This window comes from Ruegeria sp. C11 (assembly GCF_056537725.1).
The window spans coordinates 203,774-230,638 of sequence record NZ_JBQFSB010000006.1 but is presented as its reverse complement, the minus strand read 5'-3'; the positions used below and the strand labels follow the sequence as shown (position 1 = coordinate 230,638).

25 protein-coding genes are annotated in these 26,865 nt (G+C 59.6%); 16 read left to right on the top strand and 9 right to left on the bottom strand.

The genetic code is table 11. The features are described 5' to 3' along the window. Positions 1 to 3 precede the first annotated feature (3 nt). The 5 genes from ACR0NA_RS13295 (at position 4) to ACR0NA_RS13275 (ending at position 3,890) form a co-directional block, all read left to right on the top strand. On the top strand, positions 4 to 471 hold the full coding sequence (locus tag ACR0NA_RS13295; RefSeq protein WP_480729471.1) for an MOSC domain-containing protein: 468 nt from the start codon (positions 4 to 6) through the stop codon (positions 469 to 471). A 35-nt stretch (positions 472 to 506) separates the two neighbouring features. Continuing rightward, the gene (locus ACR0NA_RS13290) at positions 507 to 1,124 is read left to right on the top strand and encodes a nicotinate-nucleotide adenylyltransferase (RefSeq protein WP_480729560.1); all 618 of its coding nucleotides are present in this window, start codon (positions 507 to 509) and stop codon (positions 1,122 to 1,124) included. Positions 1,125 to 1,190: 66 nt separating this feature from the next. Beyond that, positions 1,191 to 2,669, top strand: coding sequence for a D-alanyl-D-alanine carboxypeptidase/D-alanyl-D-alanine endopeptidase (dacB, locus tag ACR0NA_RS13285; RefSeq protein ID WP_480729470.1), 1,479 nt, complete (start codon positions 1,191 to 1,193; stop codon positions 2,667 to 2,669). A gap of 268 nt (positions 2,670 to 2,937) precedes the next feature. Then, positions 2,938 to 3,144, top strand: coding sequence for a cold-shock protein (locus ACR0NA_RS13280; RefSeq protein WP_155149991.1), 207 nt, complete (start codon positions 2,938 to 2,940; stop codon positions 3,142 to 3,144). A 188-nt stretch (positions 3,145 to 3,332) separates the two neighbouring features. Continuing rightward, positions 3,333 to 3,890 carry a L,D-transpeptidase gene (locus ACR0NA_RS13275; protein WP_170654910.1) on the top strand — a complete coding sequence of 186 codons (558 nt, stop codon included), beginning with the start codon at positions 3,333 to 3,335 and terminating at the stop codon, positions 3,888 to 3,890. Between the two features lie 9 nt (positions 3,891 to 3,899). Here the strand turns inward: ACR0NA_RS13275 and ACR0NA_RS13270 are convergent, their stop codons facing one another. Both ACR0NA_RS13270 and ACR0NA_RS13265 read right to left on the bottom strand, forming a co-directional pair. Next, on the bottom strand, positions 3,900 to 4,517 hold the full coding sequence (locus ACR0NA_RS13270; RefSeq protein WP_480729469.1) for an SOS response-associated peptidase: 618 nt from the start codon (positions 4,515 to 4,517) through the stop codon (positions 3,900 to 3,902). Positions 4,518 to 4,525: 8 nt separating this feature from the next. Continuing rightward, complete coding sequence (locus tag ACR0NA_RS13265; RefSeq protein WP_480729468.1) at positions 4,526 to 5,161, bottom strand: arylesterase; 636 nt, start codon at positions 5,159 to 5,161, stop codon at positions 4,526 to 4,528. Between the two features lie 50 nt (positions 5,162 to 5,211). Here ACR0NA_RS13265 and ACR0NA_RS13260 point away from each other — a divergent pair, with 50 nt between their 5' ends. Beyond that, positions 5,212 to 5,907, top strand: coding sequence for an ATP-binding cassette domain-containing protein (locus tag ACR0NA_RS13260; RefSeq protein WP_170654825.1), 696 nt, complete (start codon positions 5,212 to 5,214; stop codon positions 5,905 to 5,907). Continuing rightward, positions 5,904 to 8,432: an ABC transporter permease gene (locus ACR0NA_RS13255; RefSeq protein ID WP_480729467.1), complete on the top strand. Its 2,529-nt coding sequence runs from the start codon at positions 5,904 to 5,906 to the stop codon at positions 8,430 to 8,432. The genes ACR0NA_RS13260 and ACR0NA_RS13255 overlap by 4 nt, the downstream gene beginning before the upstream one ends. 32 nt (positions 8,433 to 8,464) lie before the next feature. Here ACR0NA_RS13255 and ACR0NA_RS13250 read toward each other — a convergent pair whose 3' ends face one another. After that, positions 8,465 to 8,911, bottom strand: a complete 447-nt coding sequence (locus ACR0NA_RS13250; RefSeq protein WP_480451399.1) for an RrF2 family transcriptional regulator — start codon at positions 8,909 to 8,911, stop codon at positions 8,465 to 8,467. Between the two features lie 95 nt (positions 8,912 to 9,006). Between ACR0NA_RS13250 and ACR0NA_RS13245 the strand changes: the two genes are divergently transcribed. Then, complete coding sequence (locus tag ACR0NA_RS13245; protein ID WP_480729466.1) at positions 9,007 to 9,576, top strand: gamma-glutamylcyclotransferase family protein; 570 nt, start codon at positions 9,007 to 9,009, stop codon at positions 9,574 to 9,576. Between the two features lie 83 nt (positions 9,577 to 9,659). Here the strand turns inward: ACR0NA_RS13245 and gltX are convergent, their stop codons facing one another. Both gltX and ACR0NA_RS13235 read right to left on the bottom strand, forming a co-directional pair. Then, positions 9,660 to 10,985: a glutamate--tRNA ligase gene (gltX, locus tag ACR0NA_RS13240; protein ID WP_480729465.1), complete on the bottom strand. Its 1,326-nt coding sequence runs from the start codon at positions 10,983 to 10,985 to the stop codon at positions 9,660 to 9,662. 100 nt (positions 10,986 to 11,085) lie between these two features. Beyond that, positions 11,086 to 11,520: a DUF1801 domain-containing protein gene (locus ACR0NA_RS13235; RefSeq protein WP_480729464.1), complete on the bottom strand. Its 435-nt coding sequence runs from the start codon at positions 11,518 to 11,520 to the stop codon at positions 11,086 to 11,088. A gap of 107 nt (positions 11,521 to 11,627) precedes the next feature. Between ACR0NA_RS13235 and ACR0NA_RS13230 the strand changes: the two genes are divergently transcribed. Beyond that, the gene (locus ACR0NA_RS13230; RefSeq protein ID WP_480729463.1) at positions 11,628 to 12,560 is read left to right on the top strand and encodes an MBL fold metallo-hydrolase; all 933 of its coding nucleotides are present in this window, start codon (positions 11,628 to 11,630) and stop codon (positions 12,558 to 12,560) included. Between the two features lie 114 nt (positions 12,561 to 12,674). Here the strand turns inward: ACR0NA_RS13230 and ACR0NA_RS13225 are convergent, their stop codons facing one another. Further along, complete coding sequence (locus ACR0NA_RS13225) at positions 12,675 to 12,887, bottom strand: hypothetical protein (RefSeq protein WP_480729462.1); 213 nt, start codon at positions 12,885 to 12,887, stop codon at positions 12,675 to 12,677. Positions 12,888 to 13,282: 395 nt separating this feature from the next. Beyond that, entirely contained in the window at positions 13,283 to 14,944 is a 1,662-nt protein-coding gene (locus tag ACR0NA_RS13220) for an NAD+ synthase (RefSeq protein WP_480729461.1), read from the bottom strand. A 157-nt stretch (positions 14,945 to 15,101) separates the two neighbouring features. Here ACR0NA_RS13220 and ACR0NA_RS13215 point away from each other — a divergent pair, with 157 nt between their 5' ends. Then, positions 15,102 to 16,568 carry an MORN repeat-containing protein gene (locus ACR0NA_RS13215; protein WP_480729460.1) on the top strand — a complete coding sequence of 489 codons (1,467 nt, stop codon included), beginning with the start codon at positions 15,102 to 15,104 and terminating at the stop codon, positions 16,566 to 16,568. A gap of 251 nt (positions 16,569 to 16,819) precedes the next feature. Further along, positions 16,820 to 18,394, top strand: coding sequence for a 2-isopropylmalate synthase (locus ACR0NA_RS13210; protein WP_170654804.1), 1,575 nt, complete (start codon positions 16,820 to 16,822; stop codon positions 18,392 to 18,394). 51 nt (positions 18,395 to 18,445) lie between these two features. Here the strand turns inward: ACR0NA_RS13210 and ACR0NA_RS13205 are convergent, their stop codons facing one another. Then, the gene (locus tag ACR0NA_RS13205) at positions 18,446 to 20,182 is read right to left on the bottom strand and encodes an adenylate/guanylate cyclase domain-containing protein (protein ID WP_480729459.1); all 1,737 of its coding nucleotides are present in this window, start codon (positions 20,180 to 20,182) and stop codon (positions 18,446 to 18,448) included. A 108-nt stretch (positions 20,183 to 20,290) separates the two neighbouring features. Further along, the gene (locus ACR0NA_RS13200; protein ID WP_480729458.1) at positions 20,291 to 21,085 is read right to left on the bottom strand and encodes a 23S rRNA (adenine(2030)-N(6))-methyltransferase RlmJ; all 795 of its coding nucleotides are present in this window, start codon (positions 21,083 to 21,085) and stop codon (positions 20,291 to 20,293) included. Positions 21,086 to 21,240: 155 nt separating this feature from the next. Here ACR0NA_RS13200 and ACR0NA_RS13195 point away from each other — a divergent pair, with 155 nt between their 5' ends. From ACR0NA_RS13195 to rodA, 5 genes are all read left to right on the top strand, one after another. After that, positions 21,241 to 22,287 carry a rod shape-determining protein gene (locus tag ACR0NA_RS13195; RefSeq protein WP_039523195.1) on the top strand — a complete coding sequence of 349 codons (1,047 nt, stop codon included), beginning with the start codon at positions 21,241 to 21,243 and terminating at the stop codon, positions 22,285 to 22,287. Positions 22,288 to 22,348: 61 nt separating this feature from the next. Beyond that, entirely contained in the window at positions 22,349 to 23,251 is a 903-nt protein-coding gene (gene mreC / locus ACR0NA_RS13190; protein WP_480451415.1) for a rod shape-determining protein MreC, read from the top strand. Beyond that, positions 23,244 to 23,780 (top strand): rod shape-determining protein MreD, encoded by a 537-nt coding sequence (locus ACR0NA_RS13185; RefSeq protein WP_480729457.1) that lies wholly within the window; start codon positions 23,244 to 23,246, stop codon positions 23,778 to 23,780. Before mreC ends, ACR0NA_RS13185 begins: the two co-directional genes overlap by 8 nt. After that, on the top strand, positions 23,777 to 25,723 hold the full coding sequence (mrdA, locus tag ACR0NA_RS13180; RefSeq protein ID WP_480729456.1) for a penicillin-binding protein 2: 1,947 nt from the start codon (positions 23,777 to 23,779) through the stop codon (positions 25,721 to 25,723). The genes ACR0NA_RS13185 and mrdA overlap by 4 nt, the downstream gene beginning before the upstream one ends. Next, positions 25,720 to 26,859, top strand: coding sequence for a rod shape-determining protein RodA (rodA, locus tag ACR0NA_RS13175; protein WP_480729455.1), 1,140 nt, complete (start codon positions 25,720 to 25,722; stop codon positions 26,857 to 26,859). Before mrdA ends, rodA begins: the two co-directional genes overlap by 4 nt. Positions 26,860 to 26,865 lie beyond the last annotated feature (6 nt).

Here is a 26,865-nt window from a genome sequence, read left to right as displayed (position 1 = left end):
GTTTTGTCTCTGAGTGAGTTGATATCCGGCTGGGCGAAGCCGGGTTGCGTTGACTGGATCGGCCTGCGACCCGAGCGTCGGGTTGAGATGTTCGACGTGGATGAGGCAAATATCTCAATCAGCGGACTGGATGGCGACCGCAGCCGCGCGGGCAAGCGCGCAGTGACGCTGATCCAGCAAGAGCATCTGGCGGCGATTGGCAGCTTTCTCGGACAGCGGCCGGTCACGCCGGACATACTGAGGCGTAATCTGGTCGTTTCAGGCATTAATCTAGCAGCGCTCAAAGGGCGTGAGGTGCAGGTGGGCGAGGCGATATTGCGCCTTACCGTCATCTGTGCGCCGTGCAGCCGGATGGAGGAGGCGCTGGGTAAGGGAGGCTATTCTGCCGTGCGCGGGCATGGGGGATGGTGCGCCGAGGTGGTGCGGCCCGGCCGGGTCAGGCTGGGCGATGCGGTACAACCGATTGATTGACAAGCCCTGCCGAATTTGAACATCAGCAAAGGATGATGCGGTATTCGATCCCTTATGCGCGGCCCGGGCAGGTCGTGGGGCTGTTCGGCGGGTCATTCGATCCGCCACATCAGGGCCATGTGCACGTAACGCTGGAGGCCATGAAAGCCTTTGGGCTGGATCGGGTGTGGTGGCTGGTTTCACCGGGCAACCCGCTGAAGAAACAAGGCCCTGCCCCACTGCCGCAACGTATCGAGGCGGCGCGACAACTGATGCAACACCCGGGCGTAGAGGTGACGGGGATTGAAGCGCTGACAGGGACCCGTGCGACGGCCGATACGCTTGCCGCTCTGAAAAAACTCTATCCCGGCGTGCGGTTTGTCTGGCTGATGGGGGCCGACAATCTGGCGCAGCTTCACCTTTGGCAGGACTGGCGGATGATCATGGATACGGTTCCCGTGGGCGTTGTGGCGCGCCCGGGTGATCGGATTTCGGCACGCATGTCTCCTGCGGCGCGTGCCTACGGAAGATACAGAATTGACGGTCAGGCCCGGCGCCTGCTGGGGCGGGCTGCGGCACCTGCATGGTGTTTCGTAAACGTGCCGATGGTCAATCTGAGCTCGACCGAGATTCGCACGCGCGGCGACTGGAATTCCGGGTTGTTGCGGGAATAGCAACGTTGCGCGCATAATACGGGAAACGCTGTTGCATGGCGGCAATCTCTGGGATTTTATTTACCCATGGTTGATCGGATTTCACGTCGGCTATTTCTTGCAGGTCTGGGCTCTGTTCTGACCCCGGCTGCGGGCTTGGCCAATGCACCAGCAGTTTCTCTAAGACCCCAGTTGCGAGCGACCGACCTGAACGGGGTCGAACGGTTTGTCCGCTCGGCCGGGCTGAAAGGCGAGGTTGTCTTTGCTGTCGCCGATGTCGGAACCGGATCGCAGCTGGAGGCGTTCGGGGGCGACGAAGGGTTGCCGCCGGCAAGCGTCGCCAAGGCCCTGACGGCGCTGTACGCTTTGGATGTATTAGGGCCAGATCATCGTTTTGAGACGCGGCTGATGGCTGACGGCGAGATCAACAATGGCATATTGCATGGTGATCTGATTCTGGTCGGTGGGGGCGATCCGCTGTTGGATACCAACGCCCTTGCCACCATGGCCGCCAATCTGAGAGAGGCCGGTATTACCGAGGTCCGGGGGGCGTTCAAAGTCTATGACGGAGCATTTCCCTATGTATTCAGCATAGATCCGTCACAGCCGGACCACGTTGGTTACAGCCCGGCTGTCAGCGGGATATCGCTGAACTTCAACCGTGTGCATTTTGAATGGAAGCGCGCAACCACGGGCTACGCCGTTTCGATGGATGCCCGCAGCTCCAAGTATACGCCCGCCGTTCAGATGGCGGACATGCGGGTCGCAAAGCGCGGTTTGCCGATCTACACCTATCAGGCCAGCGCGCGGGTCGACAAATGGACGGTTGCGGACAGTGCGCTTGGCAAGGGTGGTGCGCGCTGGTTGCCAGTTCGCAAACCCGCCCTTTACGCAGGTGATGTGTTCAGGACTCTGGCACGTGCCAACGGCATTGTGTTGGGCCGCGTTCAGCTTATCCGCGAGGCCCCGCACGGCACCGTTCTGACGGTGCATCAAAGCGCTCCACTGGACAGCATTCTCAAGGGGATGTTGAAATATTCAACCAACCTGACCGCTGAGATGGTCGGGATGGCAGCGACGCGGGCGCGGGGTGTCATGCCTGCGGACCTGAAAGGATCGGCCGACGAAATGAACCGGTGGGCTTTCGAAAAATTCGGGGCATCCCGGATAAGGATGGTCGATCACTCGGGGCTTGGCGACGCGTCGCGCATGGCGCCCGAGGATCTGGTTCTGGCTTTGGTTGCCGCCCGCAAGGACGGTATGTTGCGCCCCCTGTTGAAATCATTTTCCTTGAAGGATGCCAAGGGGCGGCCAATCAAGGGGCATCCGATCAAGGTTGCCGCCAAGACGGGGACCCTGAACTTTGTCTCGGGACTGGGCGGGTTCATCACCACGGCCGGGGGGGCGGAGCTGGCATTTGCTATATTCACTGCCGACATCCCGCATCGTGCCACGATCAGCCGCGAAAACCGTGAGCGACCGCAAGGCGCGCGCGCGTGGAACCGCAAATCGCGCAAGTTGCAGCAGGCCCTGATCGAACGCTGGGGTTCACAGTACGGCAGTTGAACCGGCGTATTGCGATGCCGTTTCGCCCGGCAAAATGAACATTCCGCGCGCGGCGGCGGATGAGCAAAGTTCCTCCAATATCCCATCGTTAGCGGAACTTATGTGCTAACTTCCCTTGCTTCGTGCCCGGTGCGATGCCATATCCATGGGGCTTACGTTTTTCTATTTCGACCTACTGTCTCCGATTCCGGCGTTCAGTCTATCGATACAGACAACGACGCCAGGCTGTCACAATTCCGTGGGCAGCACCAATTCAGGAGACAACGGAATGCCCGCAGGCACCGTAAAATGGTTCAACACCACCAAAGGCTACGGCTTTATCGCACCCGAAGATGGCGGCAAGGACGTGTTCGTTCACATCTCGTCCGTCGAGCGTTCGGGCCTCACCGGTCTGGCCGACAACCAGAAAGTCACATACGAGCTGCGCTCGGGTCGTGACGGCCGCGAAAGTGCGGACAATATCGAATTGGCATAAGCCATTGCGAAGGTGGGCAAATTGCCCACCTTTCACTGTCTGACACCCTCCGCGCGCCCTGACTGGGTACGCGTGTGTGTGGCGTATAAAATACATCACAAGTCAGTTACTTTTCGCCTCCCGATTGACCAAACCGGTTATCCTGCCAACACTGAATGGAATTGGTTTGGCAAGTATATGAGGCCCGCATGATCACGCGCCGCAATTTTCTGGCCGTAACGGCGGCTGCAAGTCTCGCCCCCGGGACATCAAGCGCCAAAAAGGCAACGGAATACGATCCGACCCCGCAATTCGTCCGGATCAAGAAACAGTTCCAGCCCGGTCAGCTGCTGGTCGTTCCAAGATCATTCTACCTGTATTACGTGACTGAGCCGCGCAAGGCCGTCAGATATGGCTGCGGTGTCGGCAAGGCAGGGCTGGAATTTACCGGCACCGCCACGATTGATGTCAAAAAGGAATGGCCCACCTGGCGTCCCACGGATGAGATGATCGAACGGGACCCCGTGGCCTATGCCAAGTTCAAGGATAACGACTATGTGCAGCCGGGTGGAGGTGACAACCCTCTGGGCGCGCGGGCGCTTTATCTGTTCCAGAACGGCGTGGATACGTATTTCCGCATCCATGGCACCACCCAGCCGCAAACCATCGGTCACGCAGTGTCGAATGGCTGTATCCGCATGCTGAATGAGCATGTTATCGACCTGTATGAGCGTGTTCCGATCGGAACCGTTGTTTCAGTCGTCTGACAAGCCCGCTTATTGTCCTGTCCAGTCCACATCACTGGCTTCTTCAATCCTCAGCAACCCATCGGGCCACGGGCGGGCAAGCGATAGAGCTTGGTCAGGATCACCACTCAGCCATATGTGGAAATCCGATTGATCCAACAGAACGCCCATCCGGTGATGGATCGGTCGCACGTCTTCATTCGGTTCACATGTAACGGTTGCAAACTGATCCACGCGCAGACCGCCTGGGGCCTGCCAACAATCGGTGATTGCGGCAAACCACAATGGTCGGCCGTCTTTTGAGCTTATGCGCCACGCCGTTTTCCGGCGTTTTTCGCCTGTCCATTCGTACCAGCCATCGACAGGCACGATGGCCCGACCGACATCCTTGAACGCGGTTTTGTCAAACACGGTTTCGGACCGGGCGTTGATGATCGTCTCCATGACAGGCCGTCCGCGTGCATTCACGCGCCCCACCGGGATCATGCCCCAGCGCATAGTGGTCAATCCGGTGTCCGTCAGGACGGTGACGTCTTCACCGGGCTTTATGTTTCGGCGCGGTCCTTCATCCGCGAACTGGCCGTCCGGCACCCCGAGTGTTTCGGCGATCTCAGAAATTGGTCGGGTCAGGAACAAACGCCCCGGCACGTGCCCCCCTATTCCCTGGCTTTATCCACCAGTTGCAGAACCTGTGGCCCCAGATCCCGGACAATCAGCGCGACCCCTTCTGCATTCGGGTGAATGCCGTCAGGTTGCATGAATTTCCGCGCAGCGTTCGGATCGCTTTCCGCGTCGAGGCCCGCTAAAAAATCTTCGGCATAGAGACTGCCGTATGCGCCGGACAAATCCGGATAGATTGCATCAAAGGCAGATTTATACTCGGCACCGAAGTTCCCCGGCGCCTTCATCCCGACCAGAAGAACATCGACATCCGCCTGTTGCGCCGCCATCAGAATTTTTTCGATATTCGCACGGGATACAGCGGGATCGATGCCGCGCAGCAGGTCGTTGCCGCCAAGCGCAACGATCATTCCATCAACCTCGGGTGTCAGCGTCCATTCCACGCGGGCTGCACCGCCTGCGGTCGTATCACCAGACACACCCGCGTTGATCAACCGGACGTCTGCCCCCTGTGCATCAAGCCAGCGATCCAGTTGAGGGACAAATCCATCCCGCTCAACCAACCCATACCCCTGCGTCAGCGAATCTCCCAGCGCAGCGATCACCACAGGTTCGGCTGTGGCTGTAAAACCGCACCAGACAAAAATGGCCGACATCAAGACCTTGCGCATTTTCTGATCCGCTCCATATCCCAAATGATCCAGTTCCCCAGGAAGGCCCCATGTCGAAACCTGTACTTGTCCTCAAAGATGCTGCTTTGTCGCTGAATGGCAATGCCGGAAAGGTCGACATCCTGCACGAAATCTCACTGACCGTGAATCATGGTGAGACGCTGGGCCTGATCGGCCCATCCGGTTCGGGCAAGTCGTCGATCCTAATGCTGATGGGCGGGCTGGAACAGGCCACGGGCGGTACGGTTCATGCCCTTGGGGCCGACCTGACAACCATGGATGAGGATGCACTGGCCCGGTTCCGCCGGGACAACATGGGCATCGTGTTTCAGAATTTTCACCTGATCCCGACCATGACGGCGCTGGAGAACGTCGCCACCCCCCTTGAACTGGCCGGTCACAAAGATGCCTTTGCCCGGGCCGAGGCCGAGCTTGATACCGTTGGACTTTCGCATCGCCGGGACCACTATCCGGCGCAATTGTCGGGCGGGGAACAGCAAAGGGTTGCGCTGGCCCGCGCTTCGGCACCGCGACCGCAGATCCTGCTGGCGGATGAACCCACCGGAAATCTTGATGAAACAAACGGCGCCGCGATCATCGATCTGCTGTTCGGGCTGCGCGACAAGCATGGCGCGACGCTGGTTCTGGTGACACACAGTCACGAACTGGCTGACAAATGCGATCGCATCGTTCGCCTGCGTGACGGGCGACTGGCAGAAACGGTCGAGCGTGAGGCCGCGGAATGAGCCTGCGCCTGTCCGCGCGGCTTGCCTGGCGCGAATTGCGCGGGGGTATTCGCGGCTTTCGGATTTTTTTGGGTTGTCTGGCCCTTGGCGTTGCCGCCATAGCCGCAGTCGGCTCGGTCCGCGAAGCTATTGAAACCGGATTGGTGCAGGAGGGCGCGGCGCTGCTGGGGGGAGACGCCCAGATGGAGTTCACCTACAGGTTTGCGTCCGAGGACGAGCTGACCTGGATGCGTTCAAACGCGCGATCCGTGTCAGAGGTCGTAGATTTCCGGTCCATGGCCGTGACAGAACGCGGGGGCGAAACCCAACGCGCGCTGACGCAGATCAAGGCCATCGATGGTGCCTATCCTCTGGTCGGCTCGGTCATTCTGGCCCCCGACATGCCGCTGGAGGACGCTTTCGCCGGGCAGGATGGAACCCCCGGCGCAGTTATGGACCCGGCGCTTATCGACCGACTGGATCTGGAGACCGGCGATCGCTTTCGGCTGGGCACGCAGGACTTTGTGCTGATGGCGTCCTTGCAGCATGAACCGGATGGGGCCGCAGACGGATTTGGCCTTGGCCCGCGTACGATGGTGCAAACCAAGGATCTGACGGCATCCGGGCTGCTTGAGCCGGGCACGCTGTTTTCGACCAAATACCGTCTGGCCCTGCCCGAGGGGACCGATCTGGCCACGATCGCCGAAACCGCCCGGCAGGATTTCAAAAGCAACGGCATGCGCTGGACGGATGCGCGCAACGGCGCGCCCGGCATTACCGAGTTCGTCCAGCGCCTCAGCGCGTTTCTTGTGTTGGTCGGGTTGTCGGGGCTTGCGGTTGGCGGGATTGGCGTTTCAGCCGCTGTTCGCGCCTATCTGGCAGAGAAAACAGATACGATCGCGACGTTGCGCACCCTAGGGGCGGATCGCGCGACCCTGTTTCAGACCTATTTCCTGCAAATCGGCATTTTGTCGGGCGCAGGTATCCTTCTGGGGATCACATTGGGTGGGGTTGCACCCATCCTCTTGGCCTCCACGATCGAGGCCCGGCTGCCGGTTCCGGCAGTATTCACGCTCTATCCCGCGCCAATGGCCGAGGCCGCGCTTTATGGTCTGCTGACGGCATTTCTTTTCACGCTGTGGCCGCTGGCACGAACCGAGGAGGTCCGGGCGGCGACGCTGTTCCGGGATGCCCTTTCATCGGCCCGGCCCCTGCCGCGGGCCAGATACCTTGTGACAACCCTTTTCGCGCTGATCGTGCTGATCGCGGCTGCCGCATGGTTCAGCGGCTCGTACCGGCTGACGATCTGGACAACCGGCGGCGTGATCGGGGCGCTTGTCTTGCTGGCGGTATCAGCCTTGCTGATCCGCCTTGCCGCACGGGCTGCCGTGCCAAGATCCCGGGGCCGCCCTGCCCTTCGCTGGGCGCTGTCGGCGATATCCGGGCCACGGGAAAGCGCGGTTTCCGTGGTTTTGTCACTGGGGCTGGGGTTGTCGGTGCTTGCAGCCGTCGGTCAGATCGACGGCAACCTGCGCAAGGCCATCACCGGAAATCTGCCGGAGGTGGCCCCGTCCTATTTCTTCGTGGATATTCAAAAAGACCAGATGGAGGGCTTTTCCCAGCGCCTCGAAAGCGATCCGGCGGTCAGCCGGGTGGAAAGCGCACCGATGCTGCGCGGTATCATCACCCGGATCAATGACCGCCCGGCCAGCGAAATCGCCGGAGACCACTGGGTTCTCGAAGGGGATCGTGGCCTGACCTATTCACCCCAGCCGCCCGAAAACACGCGCCTAACAGCCGGTGAATGGTGGCCACAGGATTACAGTGGCACCCCCCAGATCAGCTTTGCAGCCGAAGAAGCGCAGGAGATGGGGCTGCAACTTGGTGACATGCTAACCGTCAATGTTCTGGGCCGCGACATCACCGCCCAGATCACATCCTTCCGCGAGGTCGATTTTTCAACCGCAGGCATGGGGTTTGTCATGTCGATGAATCCATCGGCACTTGCCGGGGCGCCACACAGCTTCATCGCAACTGTTTATGCCGAGGAACACGCCGAAAGCGCGATACTAAAAGAGCTCGCAGATCGCTTTCCCAACATTACTGCGATCCGTGTCCGCGACGCCATAGACCGGGTCTCCGGGCTTCTTGCCGGGCTGGCCACGGCGACGTCCTATGGGGCGGGCGCATCGCTGTTGACCGGATTCCTCGTACTGATCGGAGCGGCCGCAGCCGGTGAATCCGCACGCCGGTTCGAGGCTGCGGTCCTCAAAGCCCTTGGCGCAGACAGAACGCGCATATTGCTGAGCTTCGCGCTGCGGTCCGCCTTGCTGGGTGCTGCCGCCGCCTGTGTGGCACTGGTATCGGGGCTGTTGGGAAGCTGGGCCGTCGTCAGTTTCATCTTCGAAACCGGTTTTGTGATCATCTGGCCGTCCGCGCTTGGCATCGTTCTGGCGGGAACGACGGTTACGCTGGTTGCGGGTCTGTTGTTTGCATGGCGACCCCTGTCCGCCCGGCCCGCGCGCATCCTGCGTGCCAGCGACTGACCCGTTCCGTTTCAGATAGAACCCGATACGCTTTAGCGAACGCAGGCCACCGGCTGCAAAATCTTCAGCAGCTGCGTATTGTCACAAACCAGAGCGTCCAGCGTGATCTCGTCCAGCGACGCATAAAACGCCTGAGCCGCGTCCTGCAGTGCAAGCCGCAACCGGCAGGCATCGGTCAGCGGACATGTGTTGTCGGCATCAGCAAAACATTCGGCAATCGGCAGCCCGCCTTCCACGTGACGAAAGACTTCGCCGATTCTGATCTGATCGGCGGGCCGACCCAGAGACATGCCGCCGTTGCGACCACGCTGCGTGCTCAGGTACTTGAGCTGGCTCAGCTGATTGATGACCTGCGCCAGATGGTTTTCCGAAATGTTGCAAACCTCGGCGATCTCGGATTTCGTGACCAACCGATCCTGGTGGGCGGCGCAATACATCAGAAGGCGGACAGCGATATTCGTCCTTTTGGTAATACGCATGGGTACTCTCCTCAGATTTCGAGACGGACCCATATTGCATGTGCTTCAAAAAAACGGTTTGACATACATCAATTGCTCAAAGGACGTCACATCGCATGGCAGACCCCTATTTCTTTGGCTATGGCAGCCTGGTGAACCTTGCCACTCACGACTTTCCCGACCCGCGCCCGGCCCGTTTGCAAGGATGGAGGCGCGCGTGGCGACATACCGACCTGAGAGCAGTTGCCTTTCTGACTGCCATCCCTGACCCGGACAGTGAAATCGATGGCATGATCGCGCATGTGCCCGGAAACGACTGGGCCGCGCTGGACGAACGGGAATGGGCTTATGACCGTATCCCGACAACACGATCGGTCGCGCACCCCCTGTCGCATGAGGTCGAGATTGCGGTCTATGCCGTGCCCGAGCACCGGCATCGCGACCCGTCCGAGGGGCATCCGATCCTGCTCAGCTATATCGACGTGGTCATTCAGGGCTATCTGCGCGCCTTCGGCCCGGAAGGCGCGGACCGTTTCTTTTCCACCACAGACGGCTGGGACGCTCCGATCCTGAACGACCGGGCGGAACCTCGATACCCGCGTCATCAACAACTGAAACCCGCTGAGACTGATTTCGTGGACGACCGCCTTCACAAAATTTCCGCCAAAATCAGACTGCCAGCTTAGAACAAAAAGGGGCAGGCGCAGCGCCCACCCCTTTACCTTGTTCAATATACGGCCGCCGGAGGTACGCCGTCAGCCGCGCCTCATCATCCCCGGGCGCGGATCACCTGCAGCAACGGCATCAGCGTCGCCATCTCCGGTCCACGCTCCATGCCGGTCAATGCCTTGCGCAGCGGCATGAACAGGCCCTTGCCCTTGCGGCCCGTCGCCTCTTTCACGGCGCTGGTCCAGGAGCCCCAGGTTTCTCCGTCAAACGGTCCCTCGGGCAGCAATGTCATGGCCTGAGAAATGAATTCGCGGTCCTCATCAGCGATCAGCGGCTCGGCCCCGTCGCGACACAACTCCCACCAGCCCTTCAGATCGCCCAACGTGGTGATGTTTTCCCGGGCCATGGCCCAGAACGGCTCGGCCAGTTCTGCCGGAACACCAGCCTCGGCCACTGCTTCGGCCACGTTTGCCAAAGGCAGCGACTGAAGGTGCTTCGCGGTCAGCGGAAATAGGTCCTGCACATCGAACTTGGTGGGCGCTGCACCAAAACGGTTCACGTCGAACCCTTCGATCAGTTCAGCCATATCCGCGCGCAGCTCAACCGGATCAGAAGAACCCAGCCGCGCCATCAGGCTAAGCAGCGCCATCGGCTGCACGCCCTGCTCACGCAGATCGCGCAGGGCCAGCGTGCCCAGACGTTTCGACAGCGCCTCACCCTGCGGGCCAGTCAGCAGCGAATGGTGCGCGAAACGTGGGCACGTCCCGCCTAGCGCTTTGATGATCTGAATTTGCGTGGCCGTGTTGGTCACGTGGTCCGAGCCACGCACAACATCGGTCACACCCATCTCGGTGTCATCAACCACCGATGCAATCGTATAGAGAACCTGACCATCGCCACGGATCAGCACCGGATCAGAGACCGAAGCCGCATCGATCGATATGTCGCCCAGAATGCCGTCAGTCCACTCGATCCGCTCGTGATCCAGCTTGAAGCGCCAGACACCATTGCCACGCTCGGCGCGCAACGCCTCTTTCTCGGCATCTGACAGGTTCAGCGCGGCGCGGTCATAGACCGGCGGCTTGCCCATGTTCAGTTGCTTTTTGCGCTTGAGGTCCAGTTCGGTCGGCGTCTCGAATGCCTCATAGAACCGGCCCATTTCGCGCAGCTTATCGGCTGCCTCGGCATAGCGGTCCAGTCGGTCCGACTGACGCTCAATCCGGTCCCAGTGAAGGCCCAACCACTCCATATCTTGCTTGATCGCGTCGACATATTCTTCCTTCGACCGCTCGGGGTCTGTGTCGTCGATACGCAGGATGAACGTGCCGCCCGCCTTGCGGGCGATCAGATAATTCATCAGCGCGGTGCGCAAGTTGCCCACATGGATGTAACCGGTGGGCGACGGGGCGAAACGGGTGGTTGTCATGGGTGTCTCCTGTTGGCGCGGCTCTTGTCACAGGATTGGCCAATTGTCCAGCCGAACACCCTTCGGCACCATGGAGTTGGAGCACCGTCCCAACTGACGCTCAGGTCGGTTCGACGGGCCAGAGCCGGTCAAGATCGTCCAGCCCGGCGCGGATCAGTTCGGACAGAACATCCAGATCGATATCGGCAAGTTTGTTCACATACAGGCAGGATTTGCCCAGCTTGTGCTTACCCAGACGGGACAGGATATCCCCGAAATCGGCATATCCCGGCATGATATAGATCGAGTGCGCCGCCTTGCGCGGTGAAAATCCGGTCGCCAGAAAGTCCCCCTCGCGCCCCGTTTTGTAGCGATAATGATACTTGCCATACCCGACCATCGACGGCCCCCACATCAGGGGCGTGAAACCGGTCACCTTACGAAACAGCTGATCAAGCTTGCGCGCATCATCTGCTTTGCTGTGGGGCTGCACGCCTGCCAGAAACGCTTCGACGCTCTGATCAGTGGGCACGGTTTTGTTACTGCTGTTTGCCATGAAGCGACGGTACCATGTGAATACAAGGAGCACAGCCCCGGACAGGCTGGAAGAGCAATCCACGCGTTCTATGTATCAGTCATCAGATCAGACAGGGAGTTCATTTCATGGCCATCAAACTTACCCGTCGCTCGGCACTGGGGGCTGCAATTGCCCTGCCACTGGCAGCAGGCGTGACACCTGCGCGCGCCGCCGGTTCAGAGCCCAAATCCGCGACACCGAATACCCGATCCTTCAAGCTGGGCGACTTTACAGTCACCACCCTGCTTGACGGCAGCTTTCCACGGGACGGCGCAAAGGAGATATTCGGCGGCGGTGCCTCGGATGAGGAATTCGCCAGTGTTTCTGCGGAAAACTTCATTCCCGCTGATCAGGCCCAGTTCTTTTTCACCCCGACGCTTGTCGACACCGGGTCCGAGCTTGTGTTGTTTGACACCGGGCTTGGTCAGGGTGGCATTCAGGCAGCCCTGAGCGAGGCCGGTGTCACCCCAGATGCCATCGATGTCGTGGTTCTGACGCATATGCATCCCGATCATATTGGCGGCATGACAACCGACGGCGCACCGACCTTTCCGAATGCACGTTATGTCACGGCAGCGGCCGAGTATGATTTCTGGGCGGCGCAGGACGCGGGAAACCGGGTCGGCGATCTGGTTGCCGAAAAGGTAACGCCGTTGGCCGAGAAAATGACCTTTATTGAGGACGGCGGCGACGTTGTGTCCGGGGTCACCGCCAAGGCGGCATTTGGGCATACGCCCGGTCATATGGTTTATCACCTCGAAAACAACGGGCAGCGGCTGATCCTGACAGCCGATCTGGCCAACCATTATGTCTGGTCATTCGCGCATCCGGACTGGGAGGTCAAATTCGACATGGACAAGGCTGCGGCCACCGCCGCGCGGCGAGATGTGCTGGGTCTTCTGGCCGCCGACCGGGTGCCGATGATCGGCTATCACATGCCGTTCCCAGCGGCTGGCTATGTTGAGAAACGAGGCGACGGTTTCCGCTTTGTCCCGGTCAGTTATCAGTTGATGGGCTGAACCGCATCGGTGCTAATCCGGTCACTCGGGCGATACGACTTTTGTCGTTGTCGCCTAGCTGTGGCCGGGTTCAGCTGGTGATGAGTATCTCTGAATTCGCGGGCTGATTAGAACTCAGGCCGCAAACGCAGCCCATTTCCGTTTCACTGCATCCAAAACGGACAGGTCACTGTTCGGTTCAGGGTCATCACAAGGGGCCAACGGAGGGAATTCCGGGCGGGTCCGGGTCGCCGAAGAAGGAATCTGTGCCCGGGCTTCGCTGCGCATCAAGTCCGCGATTGCGGCATCTGTGCCCTCTTCGTCCAGTTCACATGCGGGCGATTCCATGGTTTTCCATTTGATAGGCCCGTGAAGGGGTTTTTCGTAATCGTTAAACATATTCGCACCAACTATCTTCAACTGACACACACCTGTTGAGCTATGCCCAAGGCGCGTCCACACCACTTAAGAATGACCGATGCCGCAACTTCTCTGGCTGCATTGCGTCACATTTGCCCCACTTAAGGCAACTTTGGTTCTTAATTGTGGCAAAAATGTGGCAAAACGCCTTTCGCGCCTTCAATTTTCGGCGTGTATTTAAAACTTTTCAATAGGTTACAGGCCATCAGCCCCTTGACACTGACTGCCATCATGCGGCCACATTCGAAACAATGTCGACTGACCCGCCAGATTGAAGAATTGAGGTTAACGACTCTCAGAGCAGCCGCTATCGATCCGCTGCATTACTGCCCGCTGTCACGCCACCTGTTGACGATTGGATAGCGCCGGTCCAGCCAGAATGCACGGCGCGTCAGGCGCGTGCCGGGGGCCGACTGAAAGCGTTTGTATTCGCTGATATAGATCAGGTGCTCGACCTTTTTGGCAATGCTTTCGTCGAAACCGGCAGCAACGCAATCGGCAATCGAACCATCTTGATCGACAAGAATGTCCAGCAGGGCATCAAGCACCGGATAATCCGGCAGGCTGTCGCTGTCCTTCTGATCTTCGCGTAGCTCGGCGCTTGGCGGCTTGTCGATGACCGATGGCCGGATCACTTCGCCCGCAGGGCCCATCATCCAGTCCCGGTGATTGTCATTGCGCCAGCGGCAGGTCTCGAACACGCGGGTTTTGTACAGGTCCTTGATCGGATTGTACCCGCCATTCATATCGCCGTAGATTGTGGCGTAACCGACGGCAATTTCAGATTTGTTGCCGGTTGTCAGCAACATCTCACCGAACTTGTTCGAGATCGCCATCAGCAACAGGCCGCGCAGGCGGGATTGCACGTTTTCCTCGGTCAGGTCAGCCTCGTGCCTTTCAAACAAAGGCGCAAGCGTCGATGTCACGGCGGACCGGCTGTCAGAAATCGGAACGTAATCGTAGTGGACTCCCAGAGCCTTGGCGACGGCCTCGGCATCGTCGAGAGAACCCTGGCTGGTATATTCAGACGGCAGCATAACGCAGCGGATATTTTCGGCACCGATGGCATCCACCGCGATTGCCGCGACCAATGCCGAATCGACACCGCCGGAAAGACCAAGAACTGCCTTTTTGAAGCCGGTCTTGCCCATGTAGTCGCGTAGGGACTGAACCATGGCGCGATAATCCTGTTCCCATTCATCCGGTTGCGGAGCAATCTCGCCCGGCGCGATGCGCCAGCCGTCGTCGCTGCGTTCAAGATCGACATGGGTGACGGCTTCGTCGAATACGGGCATGCGCAGAGCCAGTTCACCGCCGGGGTTCAGCGCAAATGTGCCGCCGTCAAAAACCTGATCGTCCTGTCCCCCGACCATGTTCAGATAAATCAGCGGCAGCCCGGTCTCGACCACGCGCGCCACCATGTGATTGATCCGCACGTCGTATTTGTTTCTGAAATAGGGGGACCCGTTCGGCACCAGCAGGAACTCGGCCCCGGTCTCGGCCAGCGTTTCGGCCACGTCTTCATGCCAGCTATCCTCGCAGATCGGGCTGCCGATGCGGGTATTTCCAACCGAATAGGGGCCGCCCAGAGGACCGGCGTCATACAGGCGCACTTCGTCGAACACGGTTTCGTTCGGCAGGTGATGTTTGAGGGTCTTGCTGGCGATTTTGCCGCCTTTCAGGATCAGATAGGCATTATAGAGCTGATCGCCTTCGACCCAGGGACAGCCGATTGCCAGCGCAGGGCCTTCCTTGCAGCGTCCCGCCAGATCGTTGACCGCAGCGATGGCAGCCTGATGAAAGGCCGGTTTCATGATGAGGTCCTGCGTATTGTAGCCGGTCACGAACATTTCCGGCAGCGCAACCAGATCGGCTCCGGCCTCGCGCCCCTGTTCCCAGGCGACAAAGGCCTTGGCCGCGTTGCCGTCGATATCGCCCACAGTGGGGTTGAGCTGTGCCAGAGTAATGCGGAAACGGTCGGCCATATTGCCCTCATGCCCTCGTCAGTCCCAAAGCCATTTATCAGATCACGCCGCAAGTGGAAGGCAAATGCGGCAAAAGACATTGCCCGGCGTCCGCAGGTACCTTAGTTTTGCGCAAACGATCGGGAAACAGCTTATAACCGGGCAGGCAGGAAAGACCATGAAGATGATCCGTTTGACACTGGCAACCGCAATGTCAGGAGCCATGGCCTGTGGTGCACTTGCCCAGGACGGGCAAATCGTGACCAAGGACGACGAGGTTGGCGGTGTGTACGAGGGTACCTTTGAAAAAGGCCTGCGCCACGGAACCGGCACCTATAAACTGCCGAACGGCTTTGAATATTCCGGTGAATGGGTCGAGGGAGAGATTCGCGGAAAGGGCACGGCGCGCTATCCCAACGGGTCGGTCTACGAAGGTGATTTCGTCAACGGCAAGCCCGAGGGCAAGGGCAAGATCATCTATGCCGACGGCGGCACCTATGAAGGAGACTGGTCGGACGGTGCGATCAACGGCACCGGCGTGGCCGAGTATGCAAATGGTGTACGCTACGAAGGTGGTTTCAAGAACGCCCGGCATCACGGCCAAGGGATGATGAAAGACCCCGGCGGATATGTCTATGAAGGCGACTGGGTCGACGGACTGAAACAGGGCAAGGGCAAGATCACCTATCCCGATGGTGCAATCTACGAAGGCGACGTTATGGCGGATCAGCGCCATGGTCAGGGCAGCCTGACATTGCCGGACGGGATGATCTATACCGGCGACTGGGCAGAGGGGCAGATTACCGGCTCCGGCCACCTGACGCAGGCAAACGGGGATGTGTATGAAGGCCAGCTTGTGGCCGGGCGGCGCGAAGGGACCGGCAAGGTCACTTACGCAAATGGCGACGTTTACGAAGGCCAGTTCTCGGACGATCAGCGCCACGGCGACGGTACGTTCACCGGAACGGATGGATATAAATACAGCGGCAATTGGTCCGGCGGCCAGATCGAAGGGCTAGGAGAGGTCACCTATCCCGACGGGTCCGTATACGTCGGTGACTTCAAGGCCGATCTGGCGGATGGCAAAGGGCGGATCACCTATCCCGATGGATCGAGTTATGACGGCGACTGGGTTGCTGGGGTGATCGAAGGAACCGGCACCGCGGCTTATGCCGACGGTATTGTGTATAAGGGCCAATTCCGGAATGCCCGCAATCACGGCAAGGGCGTCATGACATATACGAACGGGTACCGGTACGACGGCGACTGGGTCGATGGCGCTAGGCAAGGTCAGGGCAAAGCGACATACCCGGATGGCTCGGTCTATACCGGCGGATACGACCAGGGGCGGCGTCATGGGCAGGGTGAGATAATCATGGCCGACGGCTTTAAGTATGCCGGCGGGTGGACCGATGGCAAAATCAGCGGGTTTGGCGTTGCGACCTATGCCAATGGCGATGTCTATGAAGGGAATTTCCTGGACGGAAAACGTCAGGGCGAAGGCACAATGCGCTATTCCGATGGTCAGGAAGAAACCGGCGTCTGGGAAAATGGCGCCCTGACAGAACAGAAAGATACGAATTCCGGAACTCAGGCGCCCGAAACGGGTCCGGTTCAAGACGGATCAGAAGCGTCAGACGGATAAATCCGTTCAGAAAGACAAGCCCACGGGCCGGTTTGCGGTATTTTCGTTCTTTTCATTCCGAATTGGCGCTGTATAACTCGATTCCATGATCAACCACGCCGATATCCCATTTTCCGGTTCCGCCCTGCGCGGTACCGATCTGCGTGGCCTACTGATCCTAATCCGCCTCTGAGCGTGCCATCCGGCGCGCCCGCTCAGAGGAGGACGCCCGCGCGCCAAATGGCTTTAGGACAGAACAGAAAGACACCGACATGACCAACGTGACCGACCAAGACCGCGTCTTGATCTTTGACACCACTTTGCGCGACGGCGAACAAAGCCCCGGCGCGACGATGACGCATACTGAAAAGCTGGAAATCGCCGAGCTGTTGGACGACATGGGCGTCGATATCATCGAAGCCGGGTTCCCCATCGCCTCTGAGGGTGATTTCAAGGCTGTGACGGAAATCGCAGAGCGCTCGAAGAACAGCCGCATATGCGGCCTGGCCCGCGCCAATATCACCGATATCGACCGCTGCTGGGAGGCGATAAAGCACGCCGAGAAAAGCCGGATTCACACCTTTATCGGTACCTCGCCGCTGCACCGCGCCATTCCGAACCTGACAAAGGACGAGATGGCCGAAAAGATCCACGCCACCGTCAGCCATGCGCGCAACCTGTGTGAAAACGTGCAATGGTCGCCGATGGATGCGACCCGGACCGAGTGGGATTACCTGTGCCGCGTGATCGAGATCGCCATCAAGGCGGGGGCAACCACGATCAACATTCCGGATACTGTGGGTTACACCGCGCCGCTGGAATCGGCTGACTTGATCAAGCGTCTGATCGAAACTGTTCCGGGCGCGGATGAGGTTGTCTTTGCAACCCATTGCCACAACGATCTGGGCATGGCGACGGCGAACTCGCTGGCGGCTGTGATCGGCGGCGCACGCCAGATCGAATGCACGATCAACGGTCTGGGTGAACGCGCGGGCAACACCGCGCTGGAAGAGGTCGTGATGGCGATGCGCACACGCAACGACATCATGCCGTACCACACCGGCATCGACACCACCAAGATCATGCATATCTCGCGGCGGGTGGCCACCGTGTCGGGTTTCAACGTGCAGTTCAACAAAGCCATCGTTGGTAAGAACGCCTTTGCTCATGAAAGCGGCATCCATCAGGACGGGATGCTCAAGAACCGAGACAATTTCGAGATCATGCGCCCCGAGGATGTGGGCCTGTCCGGCACCTCCCTGCCATTGGGCAAGCATTCCGGCCGCGCGGCGTTGCGCGACAAGCTGAACACCCTTGGCTATGAGGTGGGCGATAACCAGCTCAAGGATATCTTCGTGCGGTTCAAGGATCTGGCGGATCGCAAGAAAGAGGTGTTCGACGACGACATCATCGCGTTGATGACGCTGGACGACGATGATGGCGATGACCGCCTGCAGCTTGTTTCGATGAAAGTGACCTGCGGTACCGGCGGTCAGGCCGAAGCAACGGTCGAGATGGAGGTGAACGGACAGGATGTCACCGCCACCGAGCATGGCGATGGTCCTGTGGACGCCACATTCCGGGCAATTCGCATCATCCATCCCAACACGGCGCATCTGCAGCTTTATCAGGTGCACGCGGTGACCGAAGGAACCGACGCACAGGCAACTGTGTCAGTCCGGCTGGAAGAAGACGGCATGATCGCAACCGGTCAGTCGGCCAATACCGATACCGTTGTGGCATCCGCCAAAGCCTATATCCACGCACTCAACCGCCTTATCGTGCGGCGTGAAAAAACAGGTCCGGGCGCGGATGCGCGCGAGATCAGCTATAAGGATCTGACATGACGGGCTGAGCGGCCTGTCGAATGTCCTGAAACATCAAGGCCGGATTGCGTATTACGCCAGTCCGGCCTTTTTTGCCCCGTCCAGAAAATGCCGAAGATCCTCATCGCGGCCATAGTGCAGGGTGGCGGCCAGATCATCCAGCTTGAACCCGGGATCGGCTGAACGGATCGCCTCAGCGTGCCGCCTGGCTCCGGCCTCATTCCCCAGCCAACCGTGACATGCGGCGACAAAGGCGTTCTGCGTGATGTCCAAAGCGGGCAGATGCGAGAAATCGTCGATTGCCTGTTCGTAATGGCGGCCACAGAACCGGGCTCTGCCCAGATGGCTCCAGAATCGGGCTGGGTAATGGGGGTTCAGCCGCATCGCCTTGAGTATCCACTCAGCCCCTTCGTCGGGGCTTCCTGACCAGGTCAGCAACTCTCCCATCTGCACGACGACAAGGTCGTAGTTAGGATTCAGCGACAGCGCCTTGTCCTGATGATAGCGGGCGCGGTCCAGATTGTTGCGCAGAATCTCGACCGCCGCCATCAGCCGGTGAACATCGGCGTCGTTGTCGTCCAGCGAAGCCGCCTTGAGGATCGCAGCCTCGCACAGCGCCAGCATTTCGTCACGATCGTCACACCACCCGTATCCCCAAGCCTGACCGCGAATGCAGCCGCTCCAGGCGTGGGCATGGGCATAGTCGGGGTCCAGTTCGATGGCGCGATCGATCAGTCTGGTCGCCTCGATATTATCTTCGCGGGTGCTGCGGTGGTGCAGTACCTTGGCCGCCAGAACGCATTCATAGGCGGCAAAGCTCGACGGCTTCTTGCGGGCCAGCCCCTCTTGTTGCGACGCCTCGATACGCCCGGGCAGAGTTGCCACGACCGCCGCTGTCACCTCGTCCTGAATGGCGAAGATGTCGTCGAGGTCGCGATCGTATTTTTCGGCCCAGATATGCGCATCGGTCTGGCTGTCGATCAATTGCACGGTCACCCGCAACCGGTTGCCCGCCTTTCTGACGCTTCCCTCGACAATATACTGCGCGCCCAGCTTTTCTGCCACGTCGCGGACGTTTACTGCCTGCCCCTTATAAACAAAACTGGAATTGCGCGAGATCACGAACAACTCGTGCCTGCGGCTGAGTTCCGTCAGGAGGTCCTCGGTCAGGCCATCGACAAAAAACTCCTGCTCGGGATCGCCGCTCATGTTTTCCAAAGGCAGCACCGCGATCGAGGGTTTGACGACCCTTGTTGCCTCTTCCTGCGGCGCGGTCAGGTCCTGATCGGCAGGCCTGTCCAGTTCGATGCGATAGGTATGCACCGGCTGCGACAGATTCTTGAGGCTGAGATCGCCAAGATCCTGAAACTGCAGGTCCATCCGCCCCGAAACCTGTTCGTGCACAGCACCCGAGATCAGCACTTCACCGGCCTCTGCCGATTGCTCTAACCGGGCCGCGACGTTCACGCCGCCGCCAAAGATATCGCCATCCTCGAAAATTATATCGCCCAGATTGACACCAATGCGGAACTGAATGCGCTGTTCCCCGGGCACGTCCGTGTTTCTGCGTGACATCCTGCTCTGGACTTCGACGGCGCAGGCAACCGCATCGCAGGCGCTGGAAAACTCGACCAGCATTCCATCCCCTGTGGTTTTGATAACGGTTCCGCGGTTTTTCTGGATCGCGGGGTCGATCAGTTCGATCCGATGGGCCCGGAGGCGGGCCAGTGTGCCCTGCTCATCGGCTTCCATCAACCGGCTGTAACCCACCATGTCGGCAGCAAGAATGGCAGCAAGTCGGCGCTCCATGGCCCCCCCTTTCTGCAATTCTAGCGCCGCGCGGCCCTGTCAAACAAGAATTTTTGAATGTTCGCCCATAGCGTGCGTGCGTTGCCCAGTGACCCTGCGCAAATCGCGTCAAGCAGTATCTAGCCGTTCGAACAGGCGGTCCAGTGCAGCTGCCTCTTCGGAAAAACCAAATGGTGCGTTGATCACGAACATGCCGGATCCCACCATCCGATGCCCGTCGCGCACTGCGGGGAAACGGACCTCGTGGCAGACGGCCCCGGGCAGGTCTTGCTGTTTCAGCGCCGCGACCATGGTCTTTTGACGCCCGTCCGCCAGGATCGGGTACCACAGGGCAATCACCCCGACATTCCATTTGCGGTGCATCTTTGCGATCAGGCCAGGCAACCGGTCATATTCCGATTTCACCTCATAGCTGGGATCAATCAACATCAATCCGCGCCGTGGCGTGGGGGGCAGCAACGACTGCGCAAGCTCATAGCCATCCCGGCGATAAACTTTGGCCTTGTGCGCAGCCATGACTCCGGCGAGGGCCGCATGTTCCTGCGGGTGAAGTTCGGCAAAATGCAGGCTGTCCTGCGCGCGCAAAAGACTGGCGGCAATTAGTGGCGATCCGGGGTAGGCCGCTGCGCCGTGCCGGTCCTGTACCGTACTCAACGCACGTGACAGAGGATGTTCCGGGCCGAACCACGTTTCGCGCTGCGCCCGTTCGATGCCCGCCGCCGCCTCACCCGTCTTGCGTGCCTCGGCGGCGTCCAGTTGGTACAGCCCGCGGCCCGCATGCGTTTCAACGTAGCTCAGCGGCTTTTCCTTTTGCGTCAGATAGGCCAATATCCAAGCTAGCAACGCGTGCTTTTGTACATCGGCCAGATTACCTGCGTGGTAAATGTGTTGATAAGAGAGCATGTTGCCTTCTAATGTCCTTGCAAATGAGGCGGAATAGCGCTGATTTACGCGGAATCAGCCCTTTTACCGGGCGAGATGGCACCCTATAAGACATGCGTCCCGGAACCGTCGAGTCGCGGGCAGTAGAAATTCTGACTAACGGGATCAGGAAAAACATGGGCATCTTTGGCAATCTGGGCGGCCTGTTCACAGCGGACATGGCAATTGACCTTGGTACGGCAAACACGCTGGTTTATGTCAAAGGGCGCGGAGTGATCCTGTCGGAACCGTCAGTTGTGGCCTATCACGTCAAGGACGGCGTGAAAAAGGTTCTGGCCGTAGGTGAGGACGCTAAGCTGATGCTGGGCCGGACGCCCGGTTCAATCGAAGCAATTCGCCCGATGCGCGAAGGTGTGATCGCGGACTTCGATACCGCCGAAGAGATGATCAAGCATTTCATCCGCAAGGTGCACAAACGCTCGACCTTTTCGAAACCCAAGATCATTGTCTGCGTTCCCCATGGGGCCACTCCGGTTGAAAAACGGGCCATTCGTCAGTCGGTTCTATCAGCTGGTGCGCGCCGTGCAGGCCTTATTGCGGAACCCATCGCTGCAGCCATTGGTGCGGGCATGCCAATCACCGATCCGACCGGCAACATGGTTGTCGATATCGGTGGCGGTACAACCGAAGTTGCCGTTCTGTCGTTGGGCGATATTGTTTATGCGCGCTCGGTCCGTGTGGGTGGCGACCGGATGGATGAGGCCATCATCTCGTACCTGCGCCGTCAGCAGAACCTGCTGGTCGGTGAATCCACCGCCGAGCGGATCAAGACCACCATCGGTACCGCCCGGATGCCTGATGACGGACGCGGGCAATCCATGCATATTCGCGGCCGCGACCTGTTGAACGGCGTGCCCAAAGAAATCGAGATCAGCCAAGCGCAGGTTGCCGAGGCGCTGTCCGAACCCGTCCAGCAGATTTGCGAGGCCGTGATGACTGCGCTGGAAACCACCCCGCCCGATCTGGCAGCAGATATCGTGGACCGGGGCGTAATGCTGACCGGCGGCGGCGCTTTGCTGGGCGATCTGGACCTTGCGCTGCGCGAGCAAACCGGTCTGGCCGTCTCAATTGCGGACGAAAGTCTGAATTGTGTGGCGCTTGGCACCGGAAAAGCGCTGGAATACGAAAAACAACTGCGCCACGCGATTGACTACGAAAGCTGAGGCGCGCACCCTCTGAACAGAGGGTCCAAATCACGGCGCGAGCAGCACCGGAAGGAGTCCTGTGGCAAAGGACCGTTCACAGCGCGAGGACTATACCGCCCCCCTGCGCCGGTTGCTTCTGGGGATTGTCCTGCTGTGCCTTGTCGGGATTTTCCTTGTCTGGCGGATCGACAGCCCGCGGGTCGAACGTTTTCGCGCTCAGGTCGTCGACAAGGTGGTGCCGTCGATGGAATGGGCCATGGTTCCGGTCACGGCAGGTGTAAATCTGGTCAGGGATTTCCAAAGCTACCAGCGTCTGAGCGAACAGAACCGCGAATTGCGCAGCGAATTGCGGCAGATGCGGGCCTGGAAAGAAGCGGCGTTGCAGCTGGAACAGGAAAACGCGCGGCTTCTGGATCTGAACAATGTGCGCCTCGATCCACGCCTGACCTATGTGACCGGCGTGGTGATGGCCGACAGCGGCTCGCCGTTCCGACAATCGGTTGTGCTGAATGTCGGCAGCCGCGACGGCATCGTCGATGGCTGGGCCGCAATGGACGGTATCGGGCTGGTGGGTCGAATTTCCGGTGTTGGCCCGGACACTTCGCGCGTGATCCTTCTGACCGATGCCTCAAGCGCGATACCCGCGACCATTCAGCCGTCCGGCCAGACGTCACTTGTCACCGGGGATAACACGCCCTCGCCCGCCATCGAATTTCTGGAAAGCCGCGAACTCGTTCGTCCTGGCGACCGGGTAATTACGTCGGGCGACGGTGGCGTTTTTCCTGCCGGGCTGCTGATCGGTCAGGTCGCGATGGACCCTGGGGGCCGACTGCGCGTTCGCCTTTCGGCTGATTTCGAACGGTTGGAGTTCTTGCGCGTGCTGCGTTACCATTCCGCCGAACCGATCCGGGATCCGGGCGGGATCGTTGGACCGGTTCGTCCCGAGGCCACTCTGACGTCAGAGGATGCCGCAGATGGATAAACATCAAACGCATCTCTGGTTTATGCGCGGACTATACGTCTGTCTGGCTATGCTGGTCCTGTTTTTTCATCTGCTGCCGCTTGATACGCAGCCGGATCGATGGCCGTTTCCCGATTTGCTAATCGCCCTGACGATGGCCTGGGTGTTGCGCCGTCCCGATTACGTGCCAACACTCAGTATCGCAGCGGTCATGCTAATGGCCGATCTTCTGCTGCAACGACCGCCCGGCCTAATGGCCGCGCTGGTGGTCGGGGGATCGGCTTACTTGCGATCCGCCGCGCCCGGTATGCGTGACGGGGGTTTCGCGGCGGAGTGGAGCTCTGTCAGCGTTGTGCTTGTGGCCATATTCGCTGCAAACCGCGTAATCCTTGCACTGTTGTCGGTTGAACAAGCCGCCCTTTGGCCAACAGTTGTGCAGCTTGCGATGACGATCGCCGTCTATCCGATTGCGATCCTGATCACTCAGAACGTTCTTGGAGTGCGCAGACTGTCGGCATCCGCTTCCGAGGCACTGGGAGGTCGGGCATGAAACGGAATCCCAAAGAAGCAGGCCGGGTTTACAAGCGCTTCTCGCGCCGGGCGCTGGTTCTTGGGAGCGTTCAGGCCGGGTTTATTGGCGCGCTGGCCATGCGGATGCGGTACATGCAGGTCGATCAGGCGGATCAGTACCGCCTGCTGGCCGAAGAAAACCGGGTCAACATACGCCTTATCCCGCCAACACGCGGGCGAATTTTTGACCGCAATGGTCAGATCATCGGCCAGAACTCCCCATCCTACCGCATCATTATCGTCCGCGAGGATGCCGGGGACGTAGATCAGGTGATCGCCAACCTGTCCCGCCTCATCCCGCTAAACGAAGACGAAATCGAGCGCGCCCGAACCGAGATGCGCCGCTCGGCCCCCTTTCTGCCGGTGACGCTGGCCGATCAGGTGACGTGGGAAGATATCTCGAAAGTGGCCATCAATGCCCCGGCGCTGCCCGGCATTACACCCGAGGTTGGTCAGACCCGCCAATACCCGCGCTACGAGGATTTTGCCCATGTCGTCGGATATGTGGGCCCGGTCAGCGACTACGACCTGAGTCAGATGACCGACCCCGAACCGGTTCTGCGTATCCCTCGGTTCCAGATCGGCAAGGTCGGGCTGGAGGCGAAACAAGAAGACAATCTGCGCGGAAAGACAGGCGCCAAAAGGGTCGAGGTCAATGCGACCGGTCGGGTCATGCGGGAACTGGACCGGCGCGAAGGTCAGCCCGGTGCGGATTTGCAGCTGTCGGTCGATGCCGATCTTCAGCAATATGCGCAGGCCCGTCTGAACGGCGAAAGTGCTGCCGTCGTGGTGATGGACTGCGAAACCGGAGACATCCGCGCCATCAGCTCGTCGCCGAGTTTTGATCCCAATCTGTTCGTGCGCGGTATTTCAGTCGCCGACTACAGCACGCTGACGCAGGATAAGTACCGCCCTCTGGCCAATAAGACGGTGCAGGGTACCTATCCACCCGGCTCAACCTTCAAGATGATCACCGCATTGGCCGCGCTGGAGGCCGGAGTGGTCAGCCCCGGCAATACCGTTTACTGCCCCGGTCACCTCAAGGTCGGCAGCCGGCGTTTCCACTGCTGGAAGCGGGGCGGCCATGGCATGGTCGATCTCCTGACCTCTCTCAAGCGCAGTTGCGACGTGTATTACTACGACGTCGCGTTGCGTGTGGGTATCGACAAGATTTCCGAGATGGCTCGAAAATTCGGGCTGGGTATCCGACATGACATCCCGATGTCCGCTGTGGCCGAGGGGCTGGCACCAAATCAGGAATGGAAATCGCGTGTTCACGGTCAGGACTGGCTGGTGGGCGACACTGCTAACGCCTCCATCGGGCAGGGCTTTATGCTGGCATCTCCGCTGCAACTGGCAGTGATGAGCGCCCGCATTGCCACGGGCCGCGCGGTGACACCCCGATTGGTGCGATCGGTCAATGGTATCGAACAGCCTTCGGGTGCGGGTGAGCCGCTGGACATCAACCCCTACAACCTTCAGCAGGTACAACAGGCGATGTATGCCGTGTCGAACGACCGTCGCGGCACCGCGTATCGCAGCCGGATCATCGCCGATGAATTCCGCATGGCGGGTAAGACCGGCACCAGCCAGGTCCGCAACATCACCGCCGCCGAGCGCGCCGCCGGTGTGATCCGCAACGAAGACCTGCCGTGGGAGCGTCGTGACCACGCCCTGTTTGTCTGCTTTGCGCCGTTCGACAAACCAAAATACGCAATATCGGTCGTGGTCGAACATGGCGGAGGCGGATCCAAGGCTGCGGCTCCGGTGGCGCGGGATGTGATGCTGCAAGCCCTTTATGGCGGAACGCCCCCGCTTGAGGCTTATCCGGCGGGCGACCGTGAACGCATCAAGGAACAGCAAAAGAAGCTGGAAGGCGACCGGCGCCCCAAAGCGCGTCCTGACGAAAAGGACCGCGCATGAGTTATCTTGAATACGCCGTCAAATCCACGCCGTCGGGGTTCCGCAAGATTCTGTACATGAACTGGCCGCTTACGCTGTTGCTGATCAGTGTGGCAAGTGCCGGTTTTCTGATGCTCTATTCGGTCGCCGGAGGATCATGGACACCCTGGGCTGAGCCCCAGATTGAGCGGTTCGGCATGGGGCTGGCCGCGATGTTCATCGTTGCCATGGTACCGATCTGGTTCTGGCGGAACATGTCTGTTCTGGCCTATCTGGTTTCCATCGGTCTGCTTGTCCTTGTTGATCTTGTCGGCACCGTCGGGATGGGGGCCCAGCGCTGGATCGATCTGGGTTTTATGCGTCTGCAGCCATCTGAGCTGATGAAGGTGACGCTGGTGATGCTGCTTGCGGCCTATTACGACTGGCTTCCCGAACATAAGACCTCGCGTCCGCTCTGGGTGTTGATCCCCGTTTGTCTGATCATCCTTCCCACGCTGCTGGTATTGCGCCAACCGGACCTTGGCACATCCATTCTGCTGCTTGCCGCAGGGGGTGGCCTCATGTTTCTTGCGGGCGTGCACTGGGCCTATTTTGCGGCAGTCATAGCTGCTGTGGGCGGGCTGATCACCGCCGTCTTCAAAAGCCGCGGCACCGACTGGCAATTGCTCAAGGACTATCAGTTCCGGCGTATCGACACCTTCCTCGATCCATCGACCGATCCGCTGGGTGCGGGCTATCACATAACGCAGTCCAAGATCGCGCTGGGATCGGGCGGATGGAACGGGCGTGGGTTCATGCAGGGAACCCAGTCCCGCCTGAACTTTCTGCCGGAAAAGCACACAGACTTCATTTTCACCACCCTTGCCGAAGAGTTCGGTTTTGTCGGGGGTATTTCGCTGCTTGTCCTTTATGCTCTGATCCTGATTTTCTGCCTGTTCACCGCACTGGCCGCAAAGGACAGGTTTTCATCGCTGGTGACACTCGGCATATCTTTGAATTTCTTCCTGTTCTTTGCCGTGAACATGTCGATGGTCATGGGGCTTGCCCCGGTTGTGGGCGTCCCGCTGCCCATGGTCAGCTATGGCGGGTCGGCCATGCTGGTTCTCATGGCCGCCTTCGGCATCGTACAAAGCGCAAACGTCCATCGCCCACGCTGATGAAAA

Excerpts from the sequence above, each read along its gene's own strand:
- ACR0NA_RS13215 (WP_480729460.1), top strand. The coding sequence starts at position 15,102 with ATGAAGATGATCCGTTTGACACTGGCAACCGCAATGTCAGGAGCCATG.
- ACR0NA_RS13265 (WP_480729468.1), bottom strand. The coding sequence starts at position 5,161 with ATGCGCAAGGTCTTGATGTCGGCCATTTTTGTCTGGTGCGGTTTTACA.
- ACR0NA_RS13200 (WP_480729458.1), bottom strand. The coding sequence starts at position 21,085 with ATGCTCTCTTATCAACACATTTACCACGCAGGTAATCTGGCCGATGTA.
- rodA (WP_480729455.1), top strand. The coding sequence starts at position 25,720 with ATGAGTTATCTTGAATACGCCGTCAAATCCACGCCGTCGGGGTTCCGC.
- ACR0NA_RS13205 (WP_480729459.1), bottom strand. The coding sequence starts at position 20,182 with ATGGAGCGCCGACTTGCTGCCATTCTTGCTGCCGACATGGTGGGTTAC.
- ACR0NA_RS13230 (WP_480729463.1), top strand. The coding sequence starts at position 11,628 with ATGGCCATCAAACTTACCCGTCGCTCGGCACTGGGGGCTGCAATTGCC.
- ACR0NA_RS13275 (WP_170654910.1), top strand. The coding sequence starts at position 3,333 with ATGATCACGCGCCGCAATTTTCTGGCCGTAACGGCGGCTGCAAGTCTC.
- dacB (WP_480729470.1), top strand. The coding sequence starts at position 1,191 with ATGGTTGATCGGATTTCACGTCGGCTATTTCTTGCAGGTCTGGGCTCT.
- ACR0NA_RS13290 (WP_480729560.1), top strand. The coding sequence starts at position 507 with ATGCGGTATTCGATCCCTTATGCGCGGCCCGGGCAGGTCGTGGGGCTG.
- gltX (WP_480729465.1), bottom strand. The coding sequence starts at position 10,985 with ATGACAACCACCCGTTTCGCCCCGTCGCCCACCGGTTACATCCATGTG.
- ACR0NA_RS13250 (WP_480451399.1), bottom strand. The coding sequence starts at position 8,911 with ATGCGTATTACCAAAAGGACGAATATCGCTGTCCGCCTTCTGATGTAT.
- mrdA (WP_480729456.1), top strand. The coding sequence starts at position 23,777 with ATGAAACGGAATCCCAAAGAAGCAGGCCGGGTTTACAAGCGCTTCTCG.
- ACR0NA_RS13255 (WP_480729467.1), top strand. The coding sequence starts at position 5,904 with ATGAGCCTGCGCCTGTCCGCGCGGCTTGCCTGGCGCGAATTGCGCGGG.
- ACR0NA_RS13210 (WP_170654804.1), top strand. The coding sequence starts at position 16,820 with ATGACCAACGTGACCGACCAAGACCGCGTCTTGATCTTTGACACCACT.
- ACR0NA_RS13220 (WP_480729461.1), bottom strand. The coding sequence starts at position 14,944 with ATGGCCGACCGTTTCCGCATTACTCTGGCACAGCTCAACCCCACTGTG.
- ACR0NA_RS13235 (WP_480729464.1), bottom strand. The coding sequence starts at position 11,520 with ATGGCAAACAGCAGTAACAAAACCGTGCCCACTGATCAGAGCGTCGAA.
- ACR0NA_RS13195 (WP_039523195.1), top strand. The coding sequence starts at position 21,241 with ATGGGCATCTTTGGCAATCTGGGCGGCCTGTTCACAGCGGACATGGCA.
- ACR0NA_RS13260 (WP_170654825.1), top strand. The coding sequence starts at position 5,212 with ATGTCGAAACCTGTACTTGTCCTCAAAGATGCTGCTTTGTCGCTGAAT.
- ACR0NA_RS13225 (WP_480729462.1), bottom strand. The coding sequence starts at position 12,887 with ATGGAATCGCCCGCATGTGAACTGGACGAAGAGGGCACAGATGCCGCA.
- ACR0NA_RS13185 (WP_480729457.1), top strand. The coding sequence starts at position 23,244 with ATGGATAAACATCAAACGCATCTCTGGTTTATGCGCGGACTATACGTC.
- ACR0NA_RS13280 (WP_155149991.1), top strand. The coding sequence starts at position 2,938 with ATGCCCGCAGGCACCGTAAAATGGTTCAACACCACCAAAGGCTACGGC.
- ACR0NA_RS13245 (WP_480729466.1), top strand. The coding sequence starts at position 9,007 with ATGGCAGACCCCTATTTCTTTGGCTATGGCAGCCTGGTGAACCTTGCC.